The organism is Ruegeria sp. AD2(2025), assembly GCF_056542385.1.
Map to the genome: position 1 here is coordinate 16599 of NZ_JBQFZS010000013.1, position 18009 is coordinate 34607.

At 60.0% G+C, this 18009-nt stretch carries 17 protein-coding genes; 7 read left to right on the plus strand and 10 right to left on the minus strand.

All coding sequences use genetic code 11. The annotated features are described in order from the left end of the window. Position 1: 1 nt before the first annotated feature. The 6 genes from ACR1XV_RS19385 to ACR1XV_RS19410 are packed head-to-tail and all read right to left on the minus strand — an operon-like array spanning position 2 to position 5793. Positions 2–1210 carry a Tm-1-like ATP-binding domain-containing protein gene (locus ACR1XV_RS19385; RefSeq protein ID WP_480534379.1) on the minus strand — a complete coding sequence of 403 codons (1209 nt, stop codon included), beginning with the start codon at positions 1208–1210 and terminating at the stop codon, positions 2–4. Positions 1211–1225: 15 nt separating this feature from the next. Continuing rightward, positions 1226–1942, minus strand: coding sequence for an ABC transporter ATP-binding protein (locus tag ACR1XV_RS19390; protein ID WP_480534381.1), 717 nt, complete (start codon positions 1940–1942; stop codon positions 1226–1228). Continuing rightward, positions 1932–2705, minus strand: coding sequence for an ABC transporter ATP-binding protein (locus ACR1XV_RS19395; protein ID WP_480534383.1), 774 nt, complete (start codon positions 2703–2705; stop codon positions 1932–1934). Before ACR1XV_RS19395 ends, ACR1XV_RS19390 begins: the two co-directional genes overlap by 11 nt. Further along, entirely contained in the window at positions 2696–3934 is a 1239-nt protein-coding gene (locus tag ACR1XV_RS19400; RefSeq protein ID WP_480534385.1) for an ABC transporter substrate-binding protein, read from the minus strand. Before ACR1XV_RS19400 ends, ACR1XV_RS19395 begins: the two co-directional genes overlap by 10 nt. A 27-nt stretch (positions 3935–3961) precedes the next feature. Beyond that, positions 3962–4930 (minus strand): branched-chain amino acid ABC transporter permease, encoded by a 969-nt coding sequence (locus ACR1XV_RS19405; protein ID WP_480534387.1) that lies wholly within the window; start codon positions 4928–4930, stop codon positions 3962–3964. Further along, a complete protein-coding gene (locus tag ACR1XV_RS19410) occupies positions 4927–5793 on the minus strand; it encodes a branched-chain amino acid ABC transporter permease (RefSeq protein WP_480534389.1) in 867 nt (288 codons plus the stop codon). The genes ACR1XV_RS19405 and ACR1XV_RS19410 overlap by 4 nt, the downstream gene beginning before the upstream one ends. A 189-nt stretch (positions 5794–5982) precedes the next feature. On the opposite strand from ACR1XV_RS19410, the gene ACR1XV_RS19415 reads away from it, so the two are divergent. The 7 genes from ACR1XV_RS19415 to ACR1XV_RS19445 all read left to right on the plus strand — a co-directional run bounded on the left by ACR1XV_RS19415 (position 5983) and on the right by ACR1XV_RS19445 (position 13793). Next, positions 5983–6624, plus strand: a complete 642-nt coding sequence (locus ACR1XV_RS19415; protein WP_170717542.1) for a phosphoenolpyruvate hydrolase family protein — start codon at positions 5983–5985, stop codon at positions 6622–6624. Next, positions 6621–8345 carry a phosphoenolpyruvate hydrolase family protein gene (locus tag ACR1XV_RS19420; RefSeq protein ID WP_480534391.1) on the plus strand — a complete coding sequence of 575 codons (1725 nt, stop codon included), beginning with the start codon at positions 6621–6623 and terminating at the stop codon, positions 8343–8345. The genes ACR1XV_RS19415 and ACR1XV_RS19420 overlap by 4 nt, the downstream gene beginning before the upstream one ends. Before the next feature lie 154 nt (positions 8346–8499). Next, positions 8500–10050 (plus strand): sugar ABC transporter ATP-binding protein, encoded by a 1551-nt coding sequence (locus tag ACR1XV_RS19425; protein ID WP_480534393.1) that lies wholly within the window; start codon positions 8500–8502, stop codon positions 10048–10050. Positions 10051–10078: 28 nt separating this feature from the next. Then, on the plus strand, positions 10079–11365 hold the full coding sequence (locus ACR1XV_RS19430; RefSeq protein ID WP_480534395.1) for an ABC transporter permease: 1287 nt from the start codon (positions 10079–10081) through the stop codon (positions 11363–11365). 84 nt (positions 11366–11449) lie between these two features. After that, a complete protein-coding gene (locus ACR1XV_RS19435; protein WP_480534397.1) occupies positions 11450–12406 on the plus strand; it encodes a substrate-binding domain-containing protein in 957 nt (318 codons plus the stop codon). Positions 12407–12518: 112 nt separating this feature from the next. Continuing rightward, entirely contained in the window at positions 12519–13331 is an 813-nt protein-coding gene (locus ACR1XV_RS19440; protein WP_480534399.1) for an IclR family transcriptional regulator, read from the plus strand. A gap of 33 nt (positions 13332–13364) precedes the next feature. Then, positions 13365–13793 carry an RbsD/FucU family protein gene (locus ACR1XV_RS19445; protein ID WP_480534401.1) on the plus strand — a complete coding sequence of 143 codons (429 nt, stop codon included), beginning with the start codon at positions 13365–13367 and terminating at the stop codon, positions 13791–13793. 72 nt (positions 13794–13865) lie between these two features. Here the strand turns inward: ACR1XV_RS19445 and ACR1XV_RS19450 are convergent, their stop codons facing one another. The 4 genes from ACR1XV_RS19450 to ACR1XV_RS19465 are packed head-to-tail and all read right to left on the minus strand — an operon-like array spanning position 13866 to position 17970. Beyond that, entirely contained in the window at positions 13866–14930 is a 1065-nt protein-coding gene (locus tag ACR1XV_RS19450) for an ABC transporter ATP-binding protein (RefSeq protein ID WP_480534403.1), read from the minus strand. A gap of 9 nt (positions 14931–14939) precedes the next feature. Next, the gene (locus tag ACR1XV_RS19455; protein ID WP_480534405.1) at positions 14940–15779 is read right to left on the minus strand and encodes a carbohydrate ABC transporter permease; all 840 of its coding nucleotides are present in this window, start codon (positions 15777–15779) and stop codon (positions 14940–14942) included. After that, positions 15779–16714, minus strand: a complete 936-nt coding sequence (locus ACR1XV_RS19460) for a carbohydrate ABC transporter permease (protein WP_480534408.1) — start codon at positions 16712–16714, stop codon at positions 15779–15781. The genes ACR1XV_RS19455 and ACR1XV_RS19460 overlap by 1 nt, the downstream gene beginning before the upstream one ends. After that, complete coding sequence (locus ACR1XV_RS19465) at positions 16711–17970, minus strand: ABC transporter substrate-binding protein (RefSeq protein ID WP_480534410.1); 1260 nt, start codon at positions 17968–17970, stop codon at positions 16711–16713. The genes ACR1XV_RS19460 and ACR1XV_RS19465 overlap by 4 nt, the downstream gene beginning before the upstream one ends. Positions 17971–18009 lie beyond the last annotated feature (39 nt).

Here is an 18009-nt window from a genome sequence, read left to right on the forward strand (position 1 = left end):
CTCAGGTATCCTTCTTTACATAGATTTCGTTGAAATTGCTGATCGCGGCCTCGGCAAAGGCGGGATCATTGATATGCAGGTCCAGCTCGACCAGTTGCCGCTCGGGGGTCTGGACCACCGTGTCGCGCAGCGCCTGGAACAGCGCCTCGTTGGCTGCCGGATCGTGGAAAGCCCCGCCTTCGATATCCAGCGCCGAGACACCACGCAGGGGCAGCAGGAAGCGCACCGGCCCGTCGCAGACGTTCAGCTTGTTGCCGATCCACGTGCCGATCTGGGCGCATTCCTCGGGCGTCGAGCGCATCAGCGTAACCTGCGCGTTGTGGTGATAGAAATTGCGGCCTTTGAACTGCCCGGGCACCGACTCAGGCGCCCAGAAATTCGCCATGTCCAGCGCGCCGCACGAGCCCACATAAGGCATTTTGCTGCGCGCGATACTGTCGAGCCGTTCTTCACCTGCGCTGAGGAAACCGCCCACGATCAGGTCGCAGATTTCGGTCGTGGTGATATCGAGCACCCCGGCCACGTCGCCCTGATCGACCAGTTGCTCCATCGAGCGTCCGCCGCTGCCGGTGGCGTGGAAGACAAGGCAATCATAGTCATCGGCCAGCCCCTCGGTGATGGCCTGAACGGCAGGGGTGGTGACACCGAACATCGACAGAACCAGCGCGGGGCGATCATCGACGGCCTCTGGCACCTCATTGGCCATCATGCCCGCCAGCGCATGGGCTGCATTGCCAAGCAGTTTGCGCGACACGCGGTTCAGGCCGGATACATCCGTCACCGGGTGGAACATATTCACATCCGACGCGCCGACATAGGCCGAGACATCGCCCGAGGCCAAGGTCGAGACCAGCACCTTGGGCACCCCGATCGGCAAGGCTTGCATCGCGGGTGCGATGATCCCCGAACCGCCCGAACCGCCCAGCCCGATGATGCCGCCAAGATCGTCACGGCCCAGCACAAAGGCGGTTAGCGCCCGCGACATCTCGGTCACAGCCTGCCCCCTGTCGTTCACAAACACCGAGGCCGGGCCGTCGGGATGGCAGGCGGCGACGCTGGCGGCTGTTACATCCACGCCCGCCTCGCCGCCTTTGGTGCCGACATTGACCAGCACGGTTTCCATCCCCGCCGCATCGATCAGATCGCGCACATAGCGCAGTTCCGGCCCTTTGGTGTCGGCGGTGCCGATCACGTAAGCTCTTTTTGTCATCCTCTCTCCCTCCCGTTAGCCCGACTGCCCGGGTTCCAGCCCCAGATGGCGCTTTTGCATCGCCGTATCGTTTTCAAGGGCCTCTGCCGTCATCCGCTCGACAACTTCTCCGCCGACCATGATGGCCACGTCCTGCACGGCGGCCAGCGCCGCGTGCATGTTCTGTTCAACGAGCAGCACCGCGATGCCTTCGCCTGCGATCAATTCGATCAGGTCGATCACGTCCGAGACAATGGCCGGGGCCAGCCCCTCGGTCGGTTCGTCCAGCACCATCAGGCGCGGGTTCAGCAGCAAGGCCCGGCCAATCGCCAGCATCTGCTGTTCCCCGCCCGACAGGCGGTTGCCCAGGTTGCGGCGACGTTCCTTTAGACGCGGAAAGGTTTCATACACGCGGTCAATAGACCACGCGCCGCCCTTGCGTTCGACGATCTTCAGATGTTCCTCGACGGTCAGAGACCGGAACACCCGCCGTCCCTGCGGCACATAGCCGATCCCCATCTGCGCGCGTTTTTCGGGCGGCAGGCCGGTCATGTCTACGCCGTCAAACCGGATTTCTCCCGCCGAATGCGGGTGCAGGCCCATGATGGCATTACACAGGCTGGTCTTGCCCATGCCGTTGCGGCCCAGAATGCCCAGCGGGCGGCTGCCAACGGTCAGGTCGACGCCGTGCAACACATGGCTGGAGCCATAGCGCAGGTCCAGCGCGCGAATATCCAGCAAATCAGTGGCCATGAGCGCCCCCGATATAGACGCGATGCACGTCTTCGTTGCGCATGATGTCGTCGGGTGAGCCCTCGGCCAGCATCCGCCCGTTATAAAGGACCGAAACGCTCTCGGAGGTCTGCAGGGCGATATCCATATCATGCTCGATCAGCACAACAGTCACGTCCTTGGGCAAAGACATCAGAAGCGCGCTGAGTTTCGGGCGCTCGGCGGGCGAAAGCCCAGCTGCCGGTTCGTCCAGCAACAAGATCTTCGGATTCTCGGCCAGCGCAATTCCGATCTCAAGCTGCCGCCGCTGCCCGTGGCTGAGTTCCGAGGTTTCGCGGTCCAGCACATCGGTCACGCCAGCCACTTCGGCCAGTCGTTCGGCCTCGGCCAGCCGGTCATCGCCGGTCCGCAAGGGCAGCACCTGCCGCCAGCCGCCGCGCACCCCGGCCACAGCCAGAAACAGCGTGTCGCGCACGGTCAGGCCGTTGAACAGGTGGGCGTGCTGATAGGTCCGGCGCAGCCCGCGTTGAATTCTCTTGTTGATCGGCTCGCGCGTCACGCTGTCGCCAAACAGGGTGATCTGGCCGGTCGTGGCGCTGGTATCCCCGGTCAACACGTTGAACAGGCTGGTTTTGCCCGCACCGTTTGGCCCGAGGATCGCGCGCCGCTCGCCGGGGCGGATGGTCAGGTCGATATCCTGCACCGCCCAGAACCCGCCAAAGCGTTTGCCAATGCCCCGGACCTCCAGGGCATTGGCGGTGTTATGTGAGTGGCTTACGGGCACGAAGGGTTGTCCCGGCTAACCGGCCCCGAGGCCAGGAACACGTCTTCGTCCTGTCCCAGCAGCTGGTCGATATCGCGCACGACCTTAACCACGCGGTTGCCCAGCGTGCCGTCTTCGCGTTCGAACACTTCGGTGACGAAGTTGTCGACGATACCATTGCGGTTCTTGTCCAGACGCATGGTGCCGCCAGTCGGGGTCACGAAAGTCAGATCGTTCAGAACCGCGCGATAGGCCGCCTGATCGTCGGACAGGTCTCCATCAACCTCGTCCAGCGCCAGCAGCGCGGCCTTGGTGCCCATGTAATAGTGATGGGCAAAGATCGAAGGCGCCGAGAAACCATCGGGGAAGGCTTCGGTATAGCTGGCCGAGAACGCTTTCCATTCCTCACCATCATAATCGCTGACCGTCGGCGTACCCGCAGGCGCACCCACCAGCAGCTTTTTGAACGGACCTTTGCTATCGAGGATCGACTGGTCAATCGTGATGGTGCCGCCGATGATCGGCTTGTCGCCACCCGCCTGACTGTACTGAGTCAGGAAGTTAACGGCATCCGCACCACCCAGCGCCACGAACAGCGCGTCAACATCCTGCGGGATCGAGTAAACGACCGAGGAGTAGTCCTTGTTGCCAATCGGGGTCCAGAACTTCTCGGGCACGGTGCCGCCTGCGGCGCAGAATTCCGACATGAAGCCAAGAACCTGCGTGTAGGGGAATGAGTAATCCTCGGCGATGACCGCCACGGACTTATAGCCCATTTCGTTATAGGCATAGTCGCCCACGCCAACCAGCCATTGCGCGCCGTCGCCGCCGAAGCGATAGAAGTTCTCGGAACTGTCACGCAGCGTTGTATCCTGTGCCGCCGACGAACCATTGATGAAGGTCACGGCCGGATAGGATTTCGACAAATCGCGCAGCGCCAGACCTTCGGAGCCCGACAGCGGGCCGACGATGATGTCCACGCCGTCCTGTTCGATCAGCTTGCGCGCTGCATTCACGGCGCTGTCGGGGCTGGCGTCGGACGACATGGTGATGACTTCGATCTTGTTGCCATCAACCTCGCCACCGGTTTCCAGAACCGCCAGTTCAGCGCCGCGAATTCCGTCTTGACCCAACGCGGCAAAAGCGCCTTCGAGGATCGAGATCACGCCGATCTTGACGTCTTCGGCAGATGCAGGCACCGCCATTACGCTAAGCGCCAGTGCGGATGCAGCCATTTTGAGCTTATTCATTTTTAAGGTTCCTCCCTATGAGTTTGCTCAGACAGTTGATTTTTCTTTGATTTCAGGACGGCGCAGCCGCGCCATCCAGTCGCTTGCCATCTGTTGCAGCCCGCCCGGGGCCACGATCACAATCAGCAGCAGCACAACCCCGATCAGCGTGTTGAACCGCTCACGGTCGATCAGGTCGACGGCGAAGGTGTCCAGCAGGACGAAGACGACAGCGCCAACGAACGCTCCGCCGGGATGGCGCAACCCGCCGATGACCGAGATGATGAGGATGTCGATGATCGGCCCAAGCCCGACCGAGAAGGATGAGATACGTTCCTGATACCAGACGTTCAGGATGCCGCCGGCCCCAGCCAGCAGGCCTGAAAAGGCAAAGGCGGCAACGATAGGCGTAGTGACGGAAATCCCCAGCGCGAGCACACGCCCCGGCGCATCTCGGACGGCCTGAATGGTCAGGCCCAGCGGTGAGCGGACAAAGCCACTGACCAGCGCCAGCGCCAATGCGGCCACGCCCAGAGACAACAGGTACAAGGGCAGCGGATCACGCAGGCTGAGGCCTGCAATTTCAGGCGCGCGGACGCCGGAAAAGCCGGTCCAGCCGTTGAAGAAGGTGTAGTTCTGGCGGGTGAAGTAGAAGAACGCCACCCCAATCGCCAGCGTGATCATGATCGCGTAGATCCCGCGCGACCGGCGCGCGATCAGGCCGACCAGAGCGCCCGAAACGGTCGCAAGGATCAGCGCCAGCGGGATCGAGACCCAGAACGGCAGCGGAACCCCGATGCCCACCGTATTGGGGCCAAAAAACGCGATGGTATATCCCGCAATCCCGGCCATGGTTGCCTGCGCGAACGAGACAACGCCCAGATAGGTGGCCAGAAAGCTGAGGCTCAGCGCCATGATGCCAAGGATCAGCGACCGCGTGGCCACCTGCGTCAGCCAGAAGTCGTTCAGTACGAAAGGCAGTATCAGCAGAGGGATTAGGATCAGCGCCTGTTTCATAGCTCGGCCTTTCCCAGCAGACCCTGCGGCCGCACCGCCAGCACCAGCACCATGATCGCAAAGGTGAACACGACGCCGTAGGTGGGCGCATAGGCCAGCCCGTATTGCTCGGCCAGACCAACCAACAGCGCGCCCAAGGCGGCCCCTCCGATCGAACCCATGCCGCCGACGATCACCACCACCAGCGAGGACAGCAGGAACTGCAGATCCGTCCCCGGCGCAATCGACAGCGCGCTGGCGGCGACGACCCCGGCCATTCCGGCCAGCATGCCGCCCAGGGCAAAGACAAGAACAAAGATGCGGTTGATCGGATAGCCCAAGGCCCGCAGCATGTCTTGATCGTCCACACCCGCCCGGATCACCGCGCCAAACCGCGTCCGTTGGATCAGGAACCACAGGCCAATTCCGACCACCAGCGCAAAACCCATCAACGCCAGACGGATATTGGCGTACCCCACGCCCAGAACGGGCAGGCGTTGCCCTCCGGCCAAGGCATCGGGCAGCTCGACCTGATAGGTCAGCCCGCCCCAATACCACAGCATCAGATCGGCCATGATGATCGAGATCGCAATCGAGGCAAGCGTCTGGCGCAGCTCATCCCCCTGCATCCAGCCCAGAATGCCGGCCTGCACGATGGCACCGGCCAAAGCCGCCGCCAATCCACCGCCCAGGACGCCCAGACCCCATGAGCCGGTAACATCGACGATGCTGTAACCGACATAACCACCCAGTAGCAGCAATGCCCCATGGGCCATGTTCACCGTGCGCATCAGCCCAAAGATCAGGCTGAAGCCGCTGGCTGCCAAAAAGTAGAGCGCTGCAAGCGTCAGCCCGTTCAGGGTGACGATCAGAAATAAGGTCATGATTCCTCCCGTTGAGACGACAATGTCCGAATTTCAGAAATCGGCACAGCATTGGGTTCATTTCCGGTGAAGAAAAATGTCGTTATTTTGCAAGCGCTTATTGCCTTCGAGCGCTCATCGACATTTAGGGTAGTAAGAAAAAACGAGAATTAGCTTCTCAAATACGGAAAACTCTTCCTATACAGAGTCATGCAAAACCTGACACTGACTGGCACGCCCGCCACCGACCCGGACCAGATCGACCGCATCTACTGCCCTGCTTTAGGCGGTCTGAGTGTTTCACAGGCAGATTTGGCCTTTGTGATGCCCCGGCTTGACCACAACCGCGTGCTCCGTGAAACGCCAAAACAGGGCGACTGGGCGGCCATATTAGCCAGCGATCCGTTCGGATCCGAGGCGACCATGCTCTCGCAACTTTACGAGAAAGGGTATCGCGGTGTGGTGAACTGGCCCTCTTCGATCCTGCTGGATGGCAGTTTGCGCCAGTCGATGTCGACGATCCCGGCCTCGCCTGAGTTCGAATACGCGTTTCTGGCCCGCGCCAAAGCCGCCGGGTTTCAGACGCTGGCTTTCTTTATCTCGCTCGCGCAGGCCCGCGCCGCAGTAAAGGCCGGGCTCGACCAGCTTGCCTTGCACCCCGGCCTGCTGGATGTGGGCAGCCCTGACAGCGGCGCACTTGTTTTAGGCTCATTGCAAAGGGTGATTGAGACGATCCGGGACGAGGCCGAGCAGGTCAGCGTGTTTGCCTATACCTCGGCATGGCACGAACGCATGGTTCCGCTCAGCACGCTTGATGTGGATGGTCTGATCTGGTGCGAGGGCACGGCATGACAAATCGCGAAAAGAACTTTCTGTTTGCTGCGGTTGTTGGCTCGGGCCTGACGGCAAAGGCGGCAGACAAGGCCGGGGCCGATTACCTGCTGGCGTTGAACGCGGGGCGTTTCCGGGTGCAGGGTGCCTCGTCCCTGACCAGCTTTCTGCCGGTCCGGGCCGCCAATGACTGGGTCATCGAATTTGCCGAACGCGAGATGCTGGGCCGTTGTTCTGCGCCGATCTACGCGGGGTTCTCGGTTAGTGATCCCGATCTGGACATCGGCGATCTGGTGCAAAGAACCAAAAGGCTTGGCTTCTCAGGCGTCTGCAATTTCCCGTCAACCACGCTGATCGACGGACGGCTGGGCGCATTGATGGAGCGCGAGGGGTTGGGGTTCGACCGCGAAATCGCGCTGGTGCAGGAGGCGGCGGCGGCCGGTCTGGGCACCTTCGTCTATGTCCACACCAACGCGCAGGCCCGCAGGATGGTCGATGCAGGTGCGACGGCCATCTGTGTAAACGTGGGCTTTACCAGCGGCGCGACGGGCGTGAGCACGCACCTGACACTGGAAACCGCAGCGGCGCAGATCGAGCGGGTTCTCGACGGCGTACCGGCCTCGGTCGACAAACTGTGCCACGGTGGCCCCATCACCTCGCCCGAAGAGGCGCTGGCCATAACCCGTATCTGTGGTGTGCAGGGGTTTGTTGCGGGTTCGACGCTTGACCGGCTGCCGGTCGAGCAAACCCTTAACGAAGTCACCAAGGGCTTTACCGCGATCCCCAGCCTGACGCGCATAAAGCAGGTCCCCTCGAACACCGTAAATGATCTGGTGGGCTCGTCTTATGCCATGCAGATGATCCGCGAAGAACTTGATGATCTGGCCTATGAAGACATCCCCGTCCTGCTGATCGGAGAGACCGGGACGGGCAAAAGCCGCGCAGCCCTTAGGCTGCACGAAGCGGGGCCTAGTGCCCGGCGGCAACCCGTGGTCGTGGATTGCCCGGCCCTGGGCGGTGAGGAAGGCGGCGTGCATTTGCTGGGCAGAGCGCCCGGTGCATTTGGCGGCACGGGCACTCAGCGCGGCGCGTTGGAACAGGCGTCGGGCAGCACCATCATCTTTGACGAAATCACCGCACTGCAGCCCGGGCATCAGGGCAAGATTCTGAAATTCACCGATGAAAAAACCGTGCAGCGTATCGGAGATCATACGCTCCGGCGCGCGGATGCCCGGATCATCTCGACCACAACGCAGGATCTGCTTGGCCAGATCGAGCGGGAAACGTTTCGACAGGATTTGTATTACCGGATTTCCGGCCATGAAATCACGCTGCCCCCGTTACGCGACCGCGTTGACGATATCCCAGAACTTGCCATGTACCTTGGCCAACAGGTCAGTGGCGAGCCGCCGAAGTTCTCGAACGCTGCGTTACGGCTGATGCTGGAACACGACTGGCCCGGGAATGTGCGAGAGTTGCACCACGCCGTCCAACGCGCGGTACGCAGGTCGGGCGGAGCGACGATCGACCTCAAGGCGATCGACTTTCTGCGCCGAAAACCAGCAGGCGTTCCGAAGGCGCAGATGGATGAAACGCCTGCACGAGTCGCCGTTTCCGAACGCGACTGGATTGCCGAGGCGCTGGCACGAAACGGATTCCGCCGCGCGCAAACCGCCGAGGAATTGGGCATGACCACGCGCACGCTTTACAACAAAATCAAGAAGTTCGACCTTCAGGCCTGAGCCCTTTTGGGGTCCAAAGCTGCCCGCGCGCACGCCAGAAATGGTGGCCTAAATGTGCCGCGAAAAAAATCCTTGACGCTTCACCAGCACGCATGGTTTCGTATATGAAACGGTTTCAAACGACTCGTTAAGAGCGGCGAAGGGAGGCGCTGTGATGACGAAAGTGCAATCGGCATTGCGCGCGCAGCGCGGAACGGAAAGCCAGATCACGCTGTCTCTGAACGGTATCGGCATGTCATTTTCAGGCATTTCAGTGCTGCGCGATGTGGACCTGACCTTTGATGGCGGTGAAATTCACACGCTGATGGGGGAAAACGGCGCGGGCAAAAGCACGCTGGTCAAGATCATCAGCGGCGTGCAGAAACCGACATTCGGCACCTTCCAGATCGACGGTGAAACGGTCGCATTCGACGCGCCGCGCGATGCGGAAAAGCATGGCATTGTCATCATGCATCAGGAACTGAGCCTGATCCCCGAAATGACGGTGGCCGAAAATGTTCTGCTGGGGCATGAGCCGCGAAAATTCGGCACCTTCATCGACCGCAAAGCGTTGCGGCAGAAGGCACGGCAGGCTCTGTCGCGGTTCGGCTTCACGCTGGATATCGACACCCCGGTCAAGGATCTGCGTGTAGGCGAGCAACAGCTTGTCGAGATCGCCCGCGCCTTGCTGATGAATGCGCGGCTGCTGATTATGGATGAGCCGACCTCGGCCCTGTCGCAGGCAGAGGCGGATATTCTCATGGAGGTCGTCCGTGATCTGGCCCTTCAAGGCGTCGCGGTCGTCTATATCTCGCACCGGATGGATGAGGTGTTCGAAATCTCGGACCGGGTGACGGTTCTGCGCGATGGCAACCTGATCGGCACCCGGCTGGCGTCCGAGACCACACCTGCGGAACTGATCCGTATGATGGTAGGGCGCACGGTCGAGATCAACGCGGTTGACCGCCAGACACCTGCCACCGATGAGGTCGTGTTGCAGGTCGAAAACCTGTCGGCCTGGGCGGGTCATCGCAAGGTGCTGGATGATGTCTCGTTCGATCTGAAACGCGGAGAGGTGCTGGGCGTCGGCGGCCTGTTGGGCGCTGGCCGCACCGAGCTTCTTGAGACGCTTTTCGGGGCGCGCGGCGAATCCTATCGGGGTGACATCACCCTGGAAGGCAACCCCCTGCGCCCGGTCAGACCACAGGATGGGGTGCGCAACGGGCTGGCGCTGATTACCGAGGACCGTAAGGGCAACGGGCTGATCCTGGATCGGTCAATCGCCTCGAATGTCGCCCTGCCGCTGATGCCTCTGCAGTCGCGGTTTGGTCGCTATTCCGAGGCCGAACAGCGCAAGCAGGCGCTGAAAGCCATCGAAACGCTGAAGGTGGCGGCCACCGGGCCCGAGCACGCCGTCGGCAATCTGAGCGGCGGCAATCAGCAAAAGGTGGTTCTAGGCAAATGGCTGGCGACCCAACCGCGCGTTCTGTTGCTGGATGAACCCACACGCGGCATCGATATCGGTGCCAAGGACGAGATTTACGATCTGGTCGGACGGCTGGCGGATCAGGGCATCTCGGTCCTGTTTGCCAGCTCGGAACTGTCGGAATTCATGGCGGTCTGCGACCGCATGATCGTGCTGTGTGAAGGGCAGTTGGCCGGAGAACTGTCGCGCAAAGAAATGACCGTGGATTCGATCAAGGCCCTGGCGATGCAGTTCCGCTGACCGCCGCGACCCCAGTAAGAGAAAAGATATGACCGTTATGGAACCCAACAGCCAGACAGTGAAACAGGAACATCCCGGCACCGCGATGTTCATGCGGCTTTTGAACAAGACCAAGCTTTATTGGGGGCTTTTCGCGCTGATCCTGTTCGGGGCACTGACTTCACCGCTGTCGTCCAAAGGCAACAATATCTTTCTGTCGCTGGGCAACCTGACGGATATCCTGCGCCAGGTCTCAGTGACTGGGATCGTGGCGGTGGGGATGACGATGGTGATTTTCATCGCCGGGATCGATCTGTCCGTAGGGTCTGTCATGGCGTTGGGTACCGTGATCTGCGCCATGCTGCTGACGCAGGAAGGCTGGACGGCGGCCAGTTATTTTGGTGTACCCGCAACGGGTGTGGTGCTGTTCGTCTGCATCGCGGCGCTGATCTATTTCGTGCAAAGCAACCTGAACCGAACCTCGGAAACGGCGGCAACCAACAGCGCGCCCTCACGGGTGCTGAGCCGTCTGGTTGCGGCGGCAATCGCCATTGGCGTCATGGTCTGGCTGGCCGGTCAGGTGATGCCGAAATTCGGCGTGCTGGCGGTGCTGATCGTCGTGCCTTGTATCGGCGCTGTCATGGGCACGGTGAACGGTGCGCTGATCGTCTATGGCCGGTTGCAGCCTTTCATCGTGACGCTCGCCATGATGGTCGGAGCGCTGGGTCTGGCCCGCGTCATTGCGGGGCAGGATACCGCCGTCTACCCGGTCTATACTGGTTCGAACGCAACCGAGAACTTCGAAGTTCTGCGCGAGCTGCTATGGGGTGTCCTGCCGGTGCCGGGCCTGTTTTTCCTCGCCGTGCTGCTGCTGTTCTTTCTGATCACCCGCTTCACCACCTTCGGCAGCTACCTGATGGCCATCGGCGGCAATGAAGAGGCCGCGCGTCTGGCGGGCATCAATGTGGGCCGCAACAAGATCATCACCTATGCGCTGGCCGGGGGTCTCTCGGCGCTTGCCGGGGTGCTGTATGTTGCCCAGTTCCGGCAGGGCAAACCCGATGCGGGGTTGGGGCTGGAACTCGACGCCATCGCAGCCGTGGTCATCGGCGGCACCAGCCTGATGGGTGGGCGTGGCGCGATCATGGGGACGTTTGTGGGCGTGCTGATTTTCGGCTTTCTCAGCAACATCCTGCAACTCAACAACATCGACAGCAACACGCAGTTGATCCTCAAGGGCATTATCATTGTAGTCGCCGTCCTGCTTCAGGAAGGGCGATTTGAAGAGATCTTTGTCATGGCAAAAGAACGCCTGGGCAGAGGGAGGAGGCTCTGACCTTAAATCTTGGCGGACCAAGGTCAGAGCGCAATCAGAACGCGGGAATTCGAAAAAACCCGCATCATGACTAAGGAGTAAACTATGAAAAGAAGAACATTTGGCAAGGGCCTGCTGACGGCCACCGCCATGTCGATGGCTTTGACGGCCAGCGCGGCATGGGCCGAAGACAAATATGTGATCGGCTTTTCTCAGGTAACAACGGTCGAGCCGTGGCGGGTTCAGTTCAACAAGGACCTGCGCGCCGAGGCCGACCTGCACGACAATGTCGAACTGCTGATCTCGGACGCCAATGACCGCACCGACAAGCAGGTCGCGGATGTCGAGAACTTTATCCGTCAGGAGGTCGATGCCATCCTGATCTCGCCCAAGGAATCCGCCGGTCTGACCGGTGTGGTTGAACAAGCCACCGATGCAGGCATTCCGGTCTTTGTTCTGGACCGCAACGTGGACACCGACAAGTTCGTGCAGTGGGTCGGCGGTGACAACGTGCTGATCGGCGAGGCCGCCGGTGAATACGCGCTGGAACTGCTGGGCGGCAAAGGCAACGCCAAAGGCAATATCGTCGAGATCTATGGCGGGCTTGGCGTACAGGCGACCTTTGATCGGTCTGACCCATTCCACGCCGCCTTTGAAGGCGAAGAAGGCGTGACCTTCCTGCTGGACAAGCAGTCGGGCGACTGGAAGCAGGATCAGGCTTATGACATCATGTCGACTGCCCTGCGCAACTATGAAGACATCACCATGGTCTATGGCCACAACGACCCGATGGCCTATGGCGCCTATCTGGCGGCCAAAGATGCAGGCCGCGCGGATGACATCATCTTTATCGGTGTCGATGGTTTGCCGGGCGAAGGTGTGACCTGGGTTGCCAATGGTGAACTGGCCGCGACCTTCCTCTATCCCACGCCGGGGGCCGAAGGGCTGCGTCAGGCGCTGAAGCACCTCAAAGGGGAAGAGGTCGAGAAATCGGTGGTTCTGGGCACCGAGGCGATCACACCGGAGAATGCAGGCGAGATCCTTAAGAAGAACGGGCTGTAATGCTTCTCCCCGCCGGCTTTCCTTCCTCTCCCGTTGAAGCGCCGGCAGAGCAGACAGGGGCTTGCGCCCCTGCTGCTTTTTCTTAAGACAACGGTCAGCAAAGGTTCAGTGAATGTCCGAAACCAAGACCAAACTACAGAAATACTCGGCCCCTGCACTTGAGAAGGGTCTGGATATTCTGGAGTTTCTGTCTCTGTCGGATGTCACCCCCAGCCTGTCGCAGCTGGCCAGCGGGATCGGCCGGTCCAAAAACGAAATCTTCCGCATGATGATCGTGCTGGAAGAACGCGGCTACATCGAACGGCAGGACGGCGATCTTTATAAACTGACCGGTAAACTCGCCCTGCTGGGCGGCGAAAGAACCGATAACAGCAAGCTTGCCGAATTGGCAGGCCCCTATATGGAGCGCCTTGCGGAAGAAACCGAGCTGTCCAACCACCTCTGGGTGCCCAGCGACACAGGTGATCTGATCGTCATCAACAGCGTCTCGTCATCGCAAAACTACGGCGTGACCGTACAGGTGGGATACAGAACCCCGGTTTTTGCGACCTCGGTCGGGGCCTGTTTTCTGTCCGAACTGGATGCCGAAGCGGATCGGATCAAACTGCTGGGGACAATTGCCCCCAAGCAGAGCGAGAGCGACCTTCAGGCATTCTCGGACCGCGCCACGGAGTGTGCGCAGCAAGGCTATATCTCGCTTGGAAGCCCGGAAAGTCAGGCGATCAACGAAATATCGGCCCCCATTTGTCATGCCCCCGGAAAGATGGTGATTGCCGCGCTGACCATCCCACATCTGGCGAATGTCCTGATCGACAATCGGCGCGAGCTTGTGATCAACGCTCTGCGCACCACGGCCCTGCAATTGCAAGAGAGCATTGCGACACATATGCCCCTACCGCGCACACCGTGGTATCAATCGATCTGAAATCACGATCCCAACAAGCGCCGGAGGCCAGCTATGTTGCTCAATATCGATCCGATCCTGTCGCCTGAACTGCTCTATACCTTGCGCGCGATGGGGCACGGGGATGACATCGCCATCGTCGATGCGAATTTTCCTGGCGAAAGCTCGGGGCCGCCCTGCATTCGCGCCGACGGTTCGACCGCCAGCCAGATGCTCAGGGCAATCCTGTCCGTTATGCCGCTGGACAGCTTCGTGCCTGACCCGGCGCTGACCATGCAGGTGGTCGGAGATAGCGACGCCGTGCCAGAGGCTGTCGCCGATTTTCAAAACATCATCAACACGGGCACGGACCAGCCGGTTCAGTTGCAAGGGCTTGAACGATTTGCCTTCTATGACCGCGCCAGCACCGCCTATGCCATTGTCCAGACCGGGGAACGCCGGCTCTATGGTAACATCATCCTGAAGAAAGGCGTGATTGCCTGACGCTCGGCTTAGTCCGAGACGAAGCCATAGGCCCGATCAACTGCAGCTCTTGATCGCTCGTTTTGCTGCGCTTCAGGGATTGCTCAGAGACGCGCCATTGCCATCGAAGATATGGATGTTGTCGCGCATGATGCTCAACCCGAGCAAATCACCGGGTTTGGCGGGAATGTTGCCGTGCTTGCGGACCATCAGGGGCCCAATTCCCATCGCGTTCACATAGATATTGGTGTCCGAACCCAAATGCTCGACCACATCCGCGACGACATCAATGTCGCCCGCACCAGGGGCCACGACGTCCAGATGTTCAGGCCGGATGCCCAGTTCAGTTACACCCGTCAGCGCATCTGGGCATGGCAGCTCAAGCTCGATACCACCCTGCATCATCACACCTGTTTCAGTTTGGGAAATCGGAACCACGTTCATCGTCGGTGACCCGATAAACTGCGCGACAAACTTGTTCGCTGGGCGCTCATAAAGCTCTAGCGGGCTGCCGACCTGTTGCACCACACCGCCGTTCAGTACGACAATCCGATCGGCCAATGTCAGCGCCTCGACTTGATCATGGGTGACATAGACCATCGTAGCGCCCAGCCGTTGATGCAGATGTGCAATTTCCAGACGCATTTCGACCCGCAACGCAGCATCAAGATTTGAAAGCGGTTCGTCGAACAGGAACGCACGCGGCTGACGCACGATGGCACGACCCATAGCTACGCGTTGCCGCTGACCACCGGACAGGGCCTTGGGCAGGCGATCCGTCAAGTGTTTCAAGCCGAGGGTCTCGGCCGCCTGTGCCACCTTCGATGTGCGCTCTTCTTTCGGATCACGGCGGATTTCCATCGAAAACCCCATGTTCCGCGCCACATCCATATGCGGGTAGAGCGCATAAGACTGAAACACCATCGCGATATCCCGGTCGCGCGGGCGCACGTCGTTCATGCGGTCCCCGTCGATCAGGAAATCACCGCCCGTGATCGGCTCAAGCCCCGCGATCATGCGCAGCAAAGTTGATTTGCCGCAGCCCGATGGCCCGACAAGCACCACGAACTCGCCATCCTGAATATCCAGATTGATGTCGCGCAGAACTTGTACCGAGCCGTAATTCTTGCTGACGTCGCGCAGTTCGATCCGTGCCATTGCAGCCTCCTACCCCTTGACCGCGCCAGAGGTGAGCCCCTGCACGAGATAGCGTTGAATGAAGATGAAGAACAAACAGCTGGGGATCAGCGCCAGCACGCCTGCGGCCATCATCTGCCCCCAATCGACCGAGAATTTGGACACGAAGGTCAGCAGCCCCACCGGGAAGGTCATCGCGTCGTTCTTCGAGATCAGCATGAGCGCGAACAGCAGTTCTGACCATGCAGCGGTGAAGACAAAGCCCAGCGTCGCGCCTAGCCCCGGCAAGGTCAGCGGGAACACCACCAGTCGCAGCGCCTGAAAGCGCGAACAGCCATCCATCATCGCCGCGTCCTCAAGATCGGTCGGGATGCCGTCAAAGAAGGACTGCATCAGGAAGGTGGCGAAGGGAATGTTGAAGGCAGTGTAGACGATGATCAGGCTGGTCAGCGAATTGAGCAGGCCCAGATCAGCGACGATCTTGTAGATCGGTGCGATGATCATCAGCAGCGGGAACATCTGGGTGATCAGCATCACCGCGATGATGATCCGTTTGCCCGCAAACACAAAGCGCGAGAACGCGTAGCCTGCGCCTGCGGCGATCAGTGTAGTGACAAAGGCCGTACCCAGCGAGACGATCAGAGAATTGCGGAAATAGGCCAAGAAATCGGTCTGGAACAGAACGGTCGTAAAGTTCTCGAAGGTCGCCGCACTTGGGAACATGCGTGTGCCTTCGGAGAAGATCAGCGCATCCGGTGTGATCGCGATCTTGACCAGCCAATAGAGCGGGAACAATGCAAAGAGCAGGTAGAACGCAAGGGCAGCGTATTTTCCGACGATCAGGGCCGGGTTGCGACGTATGGCGGACATCAGATCTTAACCAGCTTTTTGCGCAGCCAGAGCAGGATCACGGCATAGATCAGCAGGATGAACAACAGTGCCACGGCGATGGTCGAGGCGTAACCGAAATCCAGCTTTCGGAAGGCGGTGGTGAAGATGTAGGTCGACAGGATTTGCGTCGAATTGGCGGGGCCTCCGCCCGTCATGACAAAGATCAGATCGGCGAAATTGGCGATCCAGATGGTGCGCAGCATCACCGTGATGGCGATCATCGGGGCCAGAAACGGAAGGGTGATCTTGGTGAAAATCTGCCAAGGCGAAGCGCCGTCAATCTCGGCCGCCTCATAGAGTTCGGACGGGATAGATTGCAGCGCGGCCAGCAGAGTGATGGCGAAGAAGGGCACCCCGAACCAGATATTCGCCGTGATCGGTCCCCACATGGCAAGGTTCGGATCGCCGAGGATGTTGAACGGTTCCGACAACACGCCCAAGGCGGCCAGCCAGTGCGGCAACGGGCCGATCACCGGGTTGAACAACCAGGCCCATGTCAGCGCCGACAGGAAGGTAGGTACAGCCCAGGGCAGAAAGACCAAAGCCTGAAACAGGCGTTTGCCGAAGAAGTCTGTGTTCAGCAGCAGGGCCAGACCCAGGCCCAGAAGGAACTGAAAGGTGATGGACCAGAACGTCCAGAAAAACGTGTTTTCGAGGGCAATCCAGAACTTACGATCCCCCCAGAGGTCAAGATAGTTCTCGAACCCGACCCAGCCGGTCTTGAAGGGGTTCAACAGTTCGATGGATTGAAACGAATAGGAAATGCCGATGATCAGCGGCACCATCATAACGGCTCCGATCAGGATCAGCGCCGGGGATAGGTAGAAAAACGGCTCGACCAGATATTGCAGGTAGAGCGAGCGTCGCGCCCGGGCTTTCCCGGGCACAACAGTTTTTTGCAGACGCGCGGTCATTGACCGGCTTTCCACTTCGCATACTCGTCGGTCAGCATCTCGGCCCACTCATCCGCGACGTCCTGTGCGGCGCGTTGACCCAGCAAGGCTTCCTGAGAGGATTCCAGCAGAACGGTGCTGGCGAAGTAACCCCATTGCTCCAGATAGGTGGGCATGGTGGTGGGCTCGTACTGCGCGCCGTTCAATTCCTCGAACCAGCCTTTGAACTGCTCGGTTTTGAAGTGGGGATCCTGATCCGCGCCTTTGTGGATCGGAATCACACCGACGCGCTTGGCCCATGTGGCGTTGGCATCGGGTGAGGACAGGGCCGCGACCAGATCAAACGCTTCTTTCTCATGCTCGGTGGCCTTGAACACGGACCAGCCTGCGAACCCGATGGTCGGGAAGGCCTTGCCCGAGGGGCCGACGGGCATTGGAATGACTGCGAAATCTTCGGCAGGCATCCGTTCGGCAATCGCGATCAAAGCGTCAGGGTCCTGATCGAGGAAGGCGCAGGTGCCGGAATAGAACCCGGCGACGATCTCATTAAAGCCCCAGCTGACGCTGTCTTTGGGGGCATAGCCCTTTTGGTACATATCGATCATGAACTGCAGACCCTCGACCGAGCCCGGTTCGTTGATGCGGCTTTTACCGTCTTCAGTGAAGAACTCATTGGTGCCGTTCATCACCGCGCTGAACATGATCCAGCCGTTTGTTCCGCCCGGTCCGCCGCGCAGGCAGTAACCGTATTTGCCGTCAAGCTCGGACACCGCAGCCGAGGCTGCCATGAACTCCTCCATCGTGCCCGGAGGACTGTCGACACCCGCCTCGGCCAGCAGTTTCTTGTTGTAGAACATGGCCCGCAGGTAGAAGCCGTAAGGGATCATATAAAGGTCCCCGGCCTGCGACCCCATTGCTACTGTCTTGTCGGTCAGCGTGCCGCCATGTTCCCAATCGGCCACATAATCCTTGAGGCTGACCAACTGGTCCGATCCGGCATAAAGCGCCTGCCATGTGTCGGGCATTTCCACCACGTCGGGGATGTCGCCACCCGCAACCATTGTGGCCAGCTTTTCAAACGCGCTGCCCCAGGGCAATGACACGATCTCAACCGTGACGCCTTCGTTTGCAGCTTCGAAATTGTCAACGAGGCCTTGCAGAACTTCGGTCCGTTCGGGGCTGGTGATCACCTCGACCAGCTTCAGCTTGGTCTCGGCATAGGCTGCCGACCCCATCAGGGTGGCTGCCAGAGTTAGCCCTGTCAGTATGCGTTTCATTCTTTGTCTTCCTCCATAAACATCTGTTGTGAATGCCCG

Bases quoted from the DNA above. Each gene is read 5' to 3' on its own strand.
- ACR1XV_RS19450 (WP_480534403.1), bottom strand. From the start codon at position 14,930: ATGGCACGGATCGAACTGCGCGACGTCAGCAAGAATTACGGCTCGGTA.
- ACR1XV_RS19425 (WP_480534393.1), top strand. From the start codon at position 8,500: ATGACGAAAGTGCAATCGGCATTGCGCGCGCAGCGCGGAACGGAAAGC.
- ACR1XV_RS19460 (WP_480534408.1), bottom strand. From the start codon at position 16,714: ATGACCGCGCGTCTGCAAAAAACTGTTGTGCCCGGGAAAGCCCGGGCG.
- ACR1XV_RS19400 (WP_480534385.1), bottom strand. From the start codon at position 3,934: ATGAATAAGCTCAAAATGGCTGCATCCGCACTGGCGCTTAGCGTAATG.
- ACR1XV_RS19410 (WP_480534389.1), bottom strand. From the start codon at position 5,793: ATGACCTTATTTCTGATCGTCACCCTGAACGGGCTGACGCTTGCAGCG.
- ACR1XV_RS19455 (WP_480534405.1), bottom strand. From the start codon at position 15,779: ATGTCCGCCATACGTCGCAACCCGGCCCTGATCGTCGGAAAATACGCT.
- ACR1XV_RS19445 (WP_480534401.1), top strand. From the start codon at position 13,365: ATGTTGCTCAATATCGATCCGATCCTGTCGCCTGAACTGCTCTATACC.
- ACR1XV_RS19390 (WP_480534381.1), bottom strand. From the start codon at position 1,942: ATGGCCACTGATTTGCTGGATATTCGCGCGCTGGACCTGCGCTATGGC.
- ACR1XV_RS19430 (WP_480534395.1), top strand. From the start codon at position 10,079: ATGACCGTTATGGAACCCAACAGCCAGACAGTGAAACAGGAACATCCC.
- ACR1XV_RS19420 (WP_480534391.1), top strand. From the start codon at position 6,621: ATGACAAATCGCGAAAAGAACTTTCTGTTTGCTGCGGTTGTTGGCTCG.
- ACR1XV_RS19465 (WP_480534410.1), bottom strand. From the start codon at position 17,970: ATGAAACGCATACTGACAGGGCTAACTCTGGCAGCCACCCTGATGGGG.
- ACR1XV_RS19405 (WP_480534387.1), bottom strand. From the start codon at position 4,930: ATGAAACAGGCGCTGATCCTAATCCCTCTGCTGATACTGCCTTTCGTA.
- ACR1XV_RS19385 (WP_480534379.1), bottom strand. From the start codon at position 1,210: ATGACAAAAAGAGCTTACGTGATCGGCACCGCCGACACCAAAGGGCCG.
- ACR1XV_RS19435 (WP_480534397.1), top strand. From the start codon at position 11,450: ATGAAAAGAAGAACATTTGGCAAGGGCCTGCTGACGGCCACCGCCATG.
- ACR1XV_RS19440 (WP_480534399.1), top strand. From the start codon at position 12,519: ATGTCCGAAACCAAGACCAAACTACAGAAATACTCGGCCCCTGCACTT.
- ACR1XV_RS19415 (WP_170717542.1), top strand. From the start codon at position 5,983: ATGCAAAACCTGACACTGACTGGCACGCCCGCCACCGACCCGGACCAG.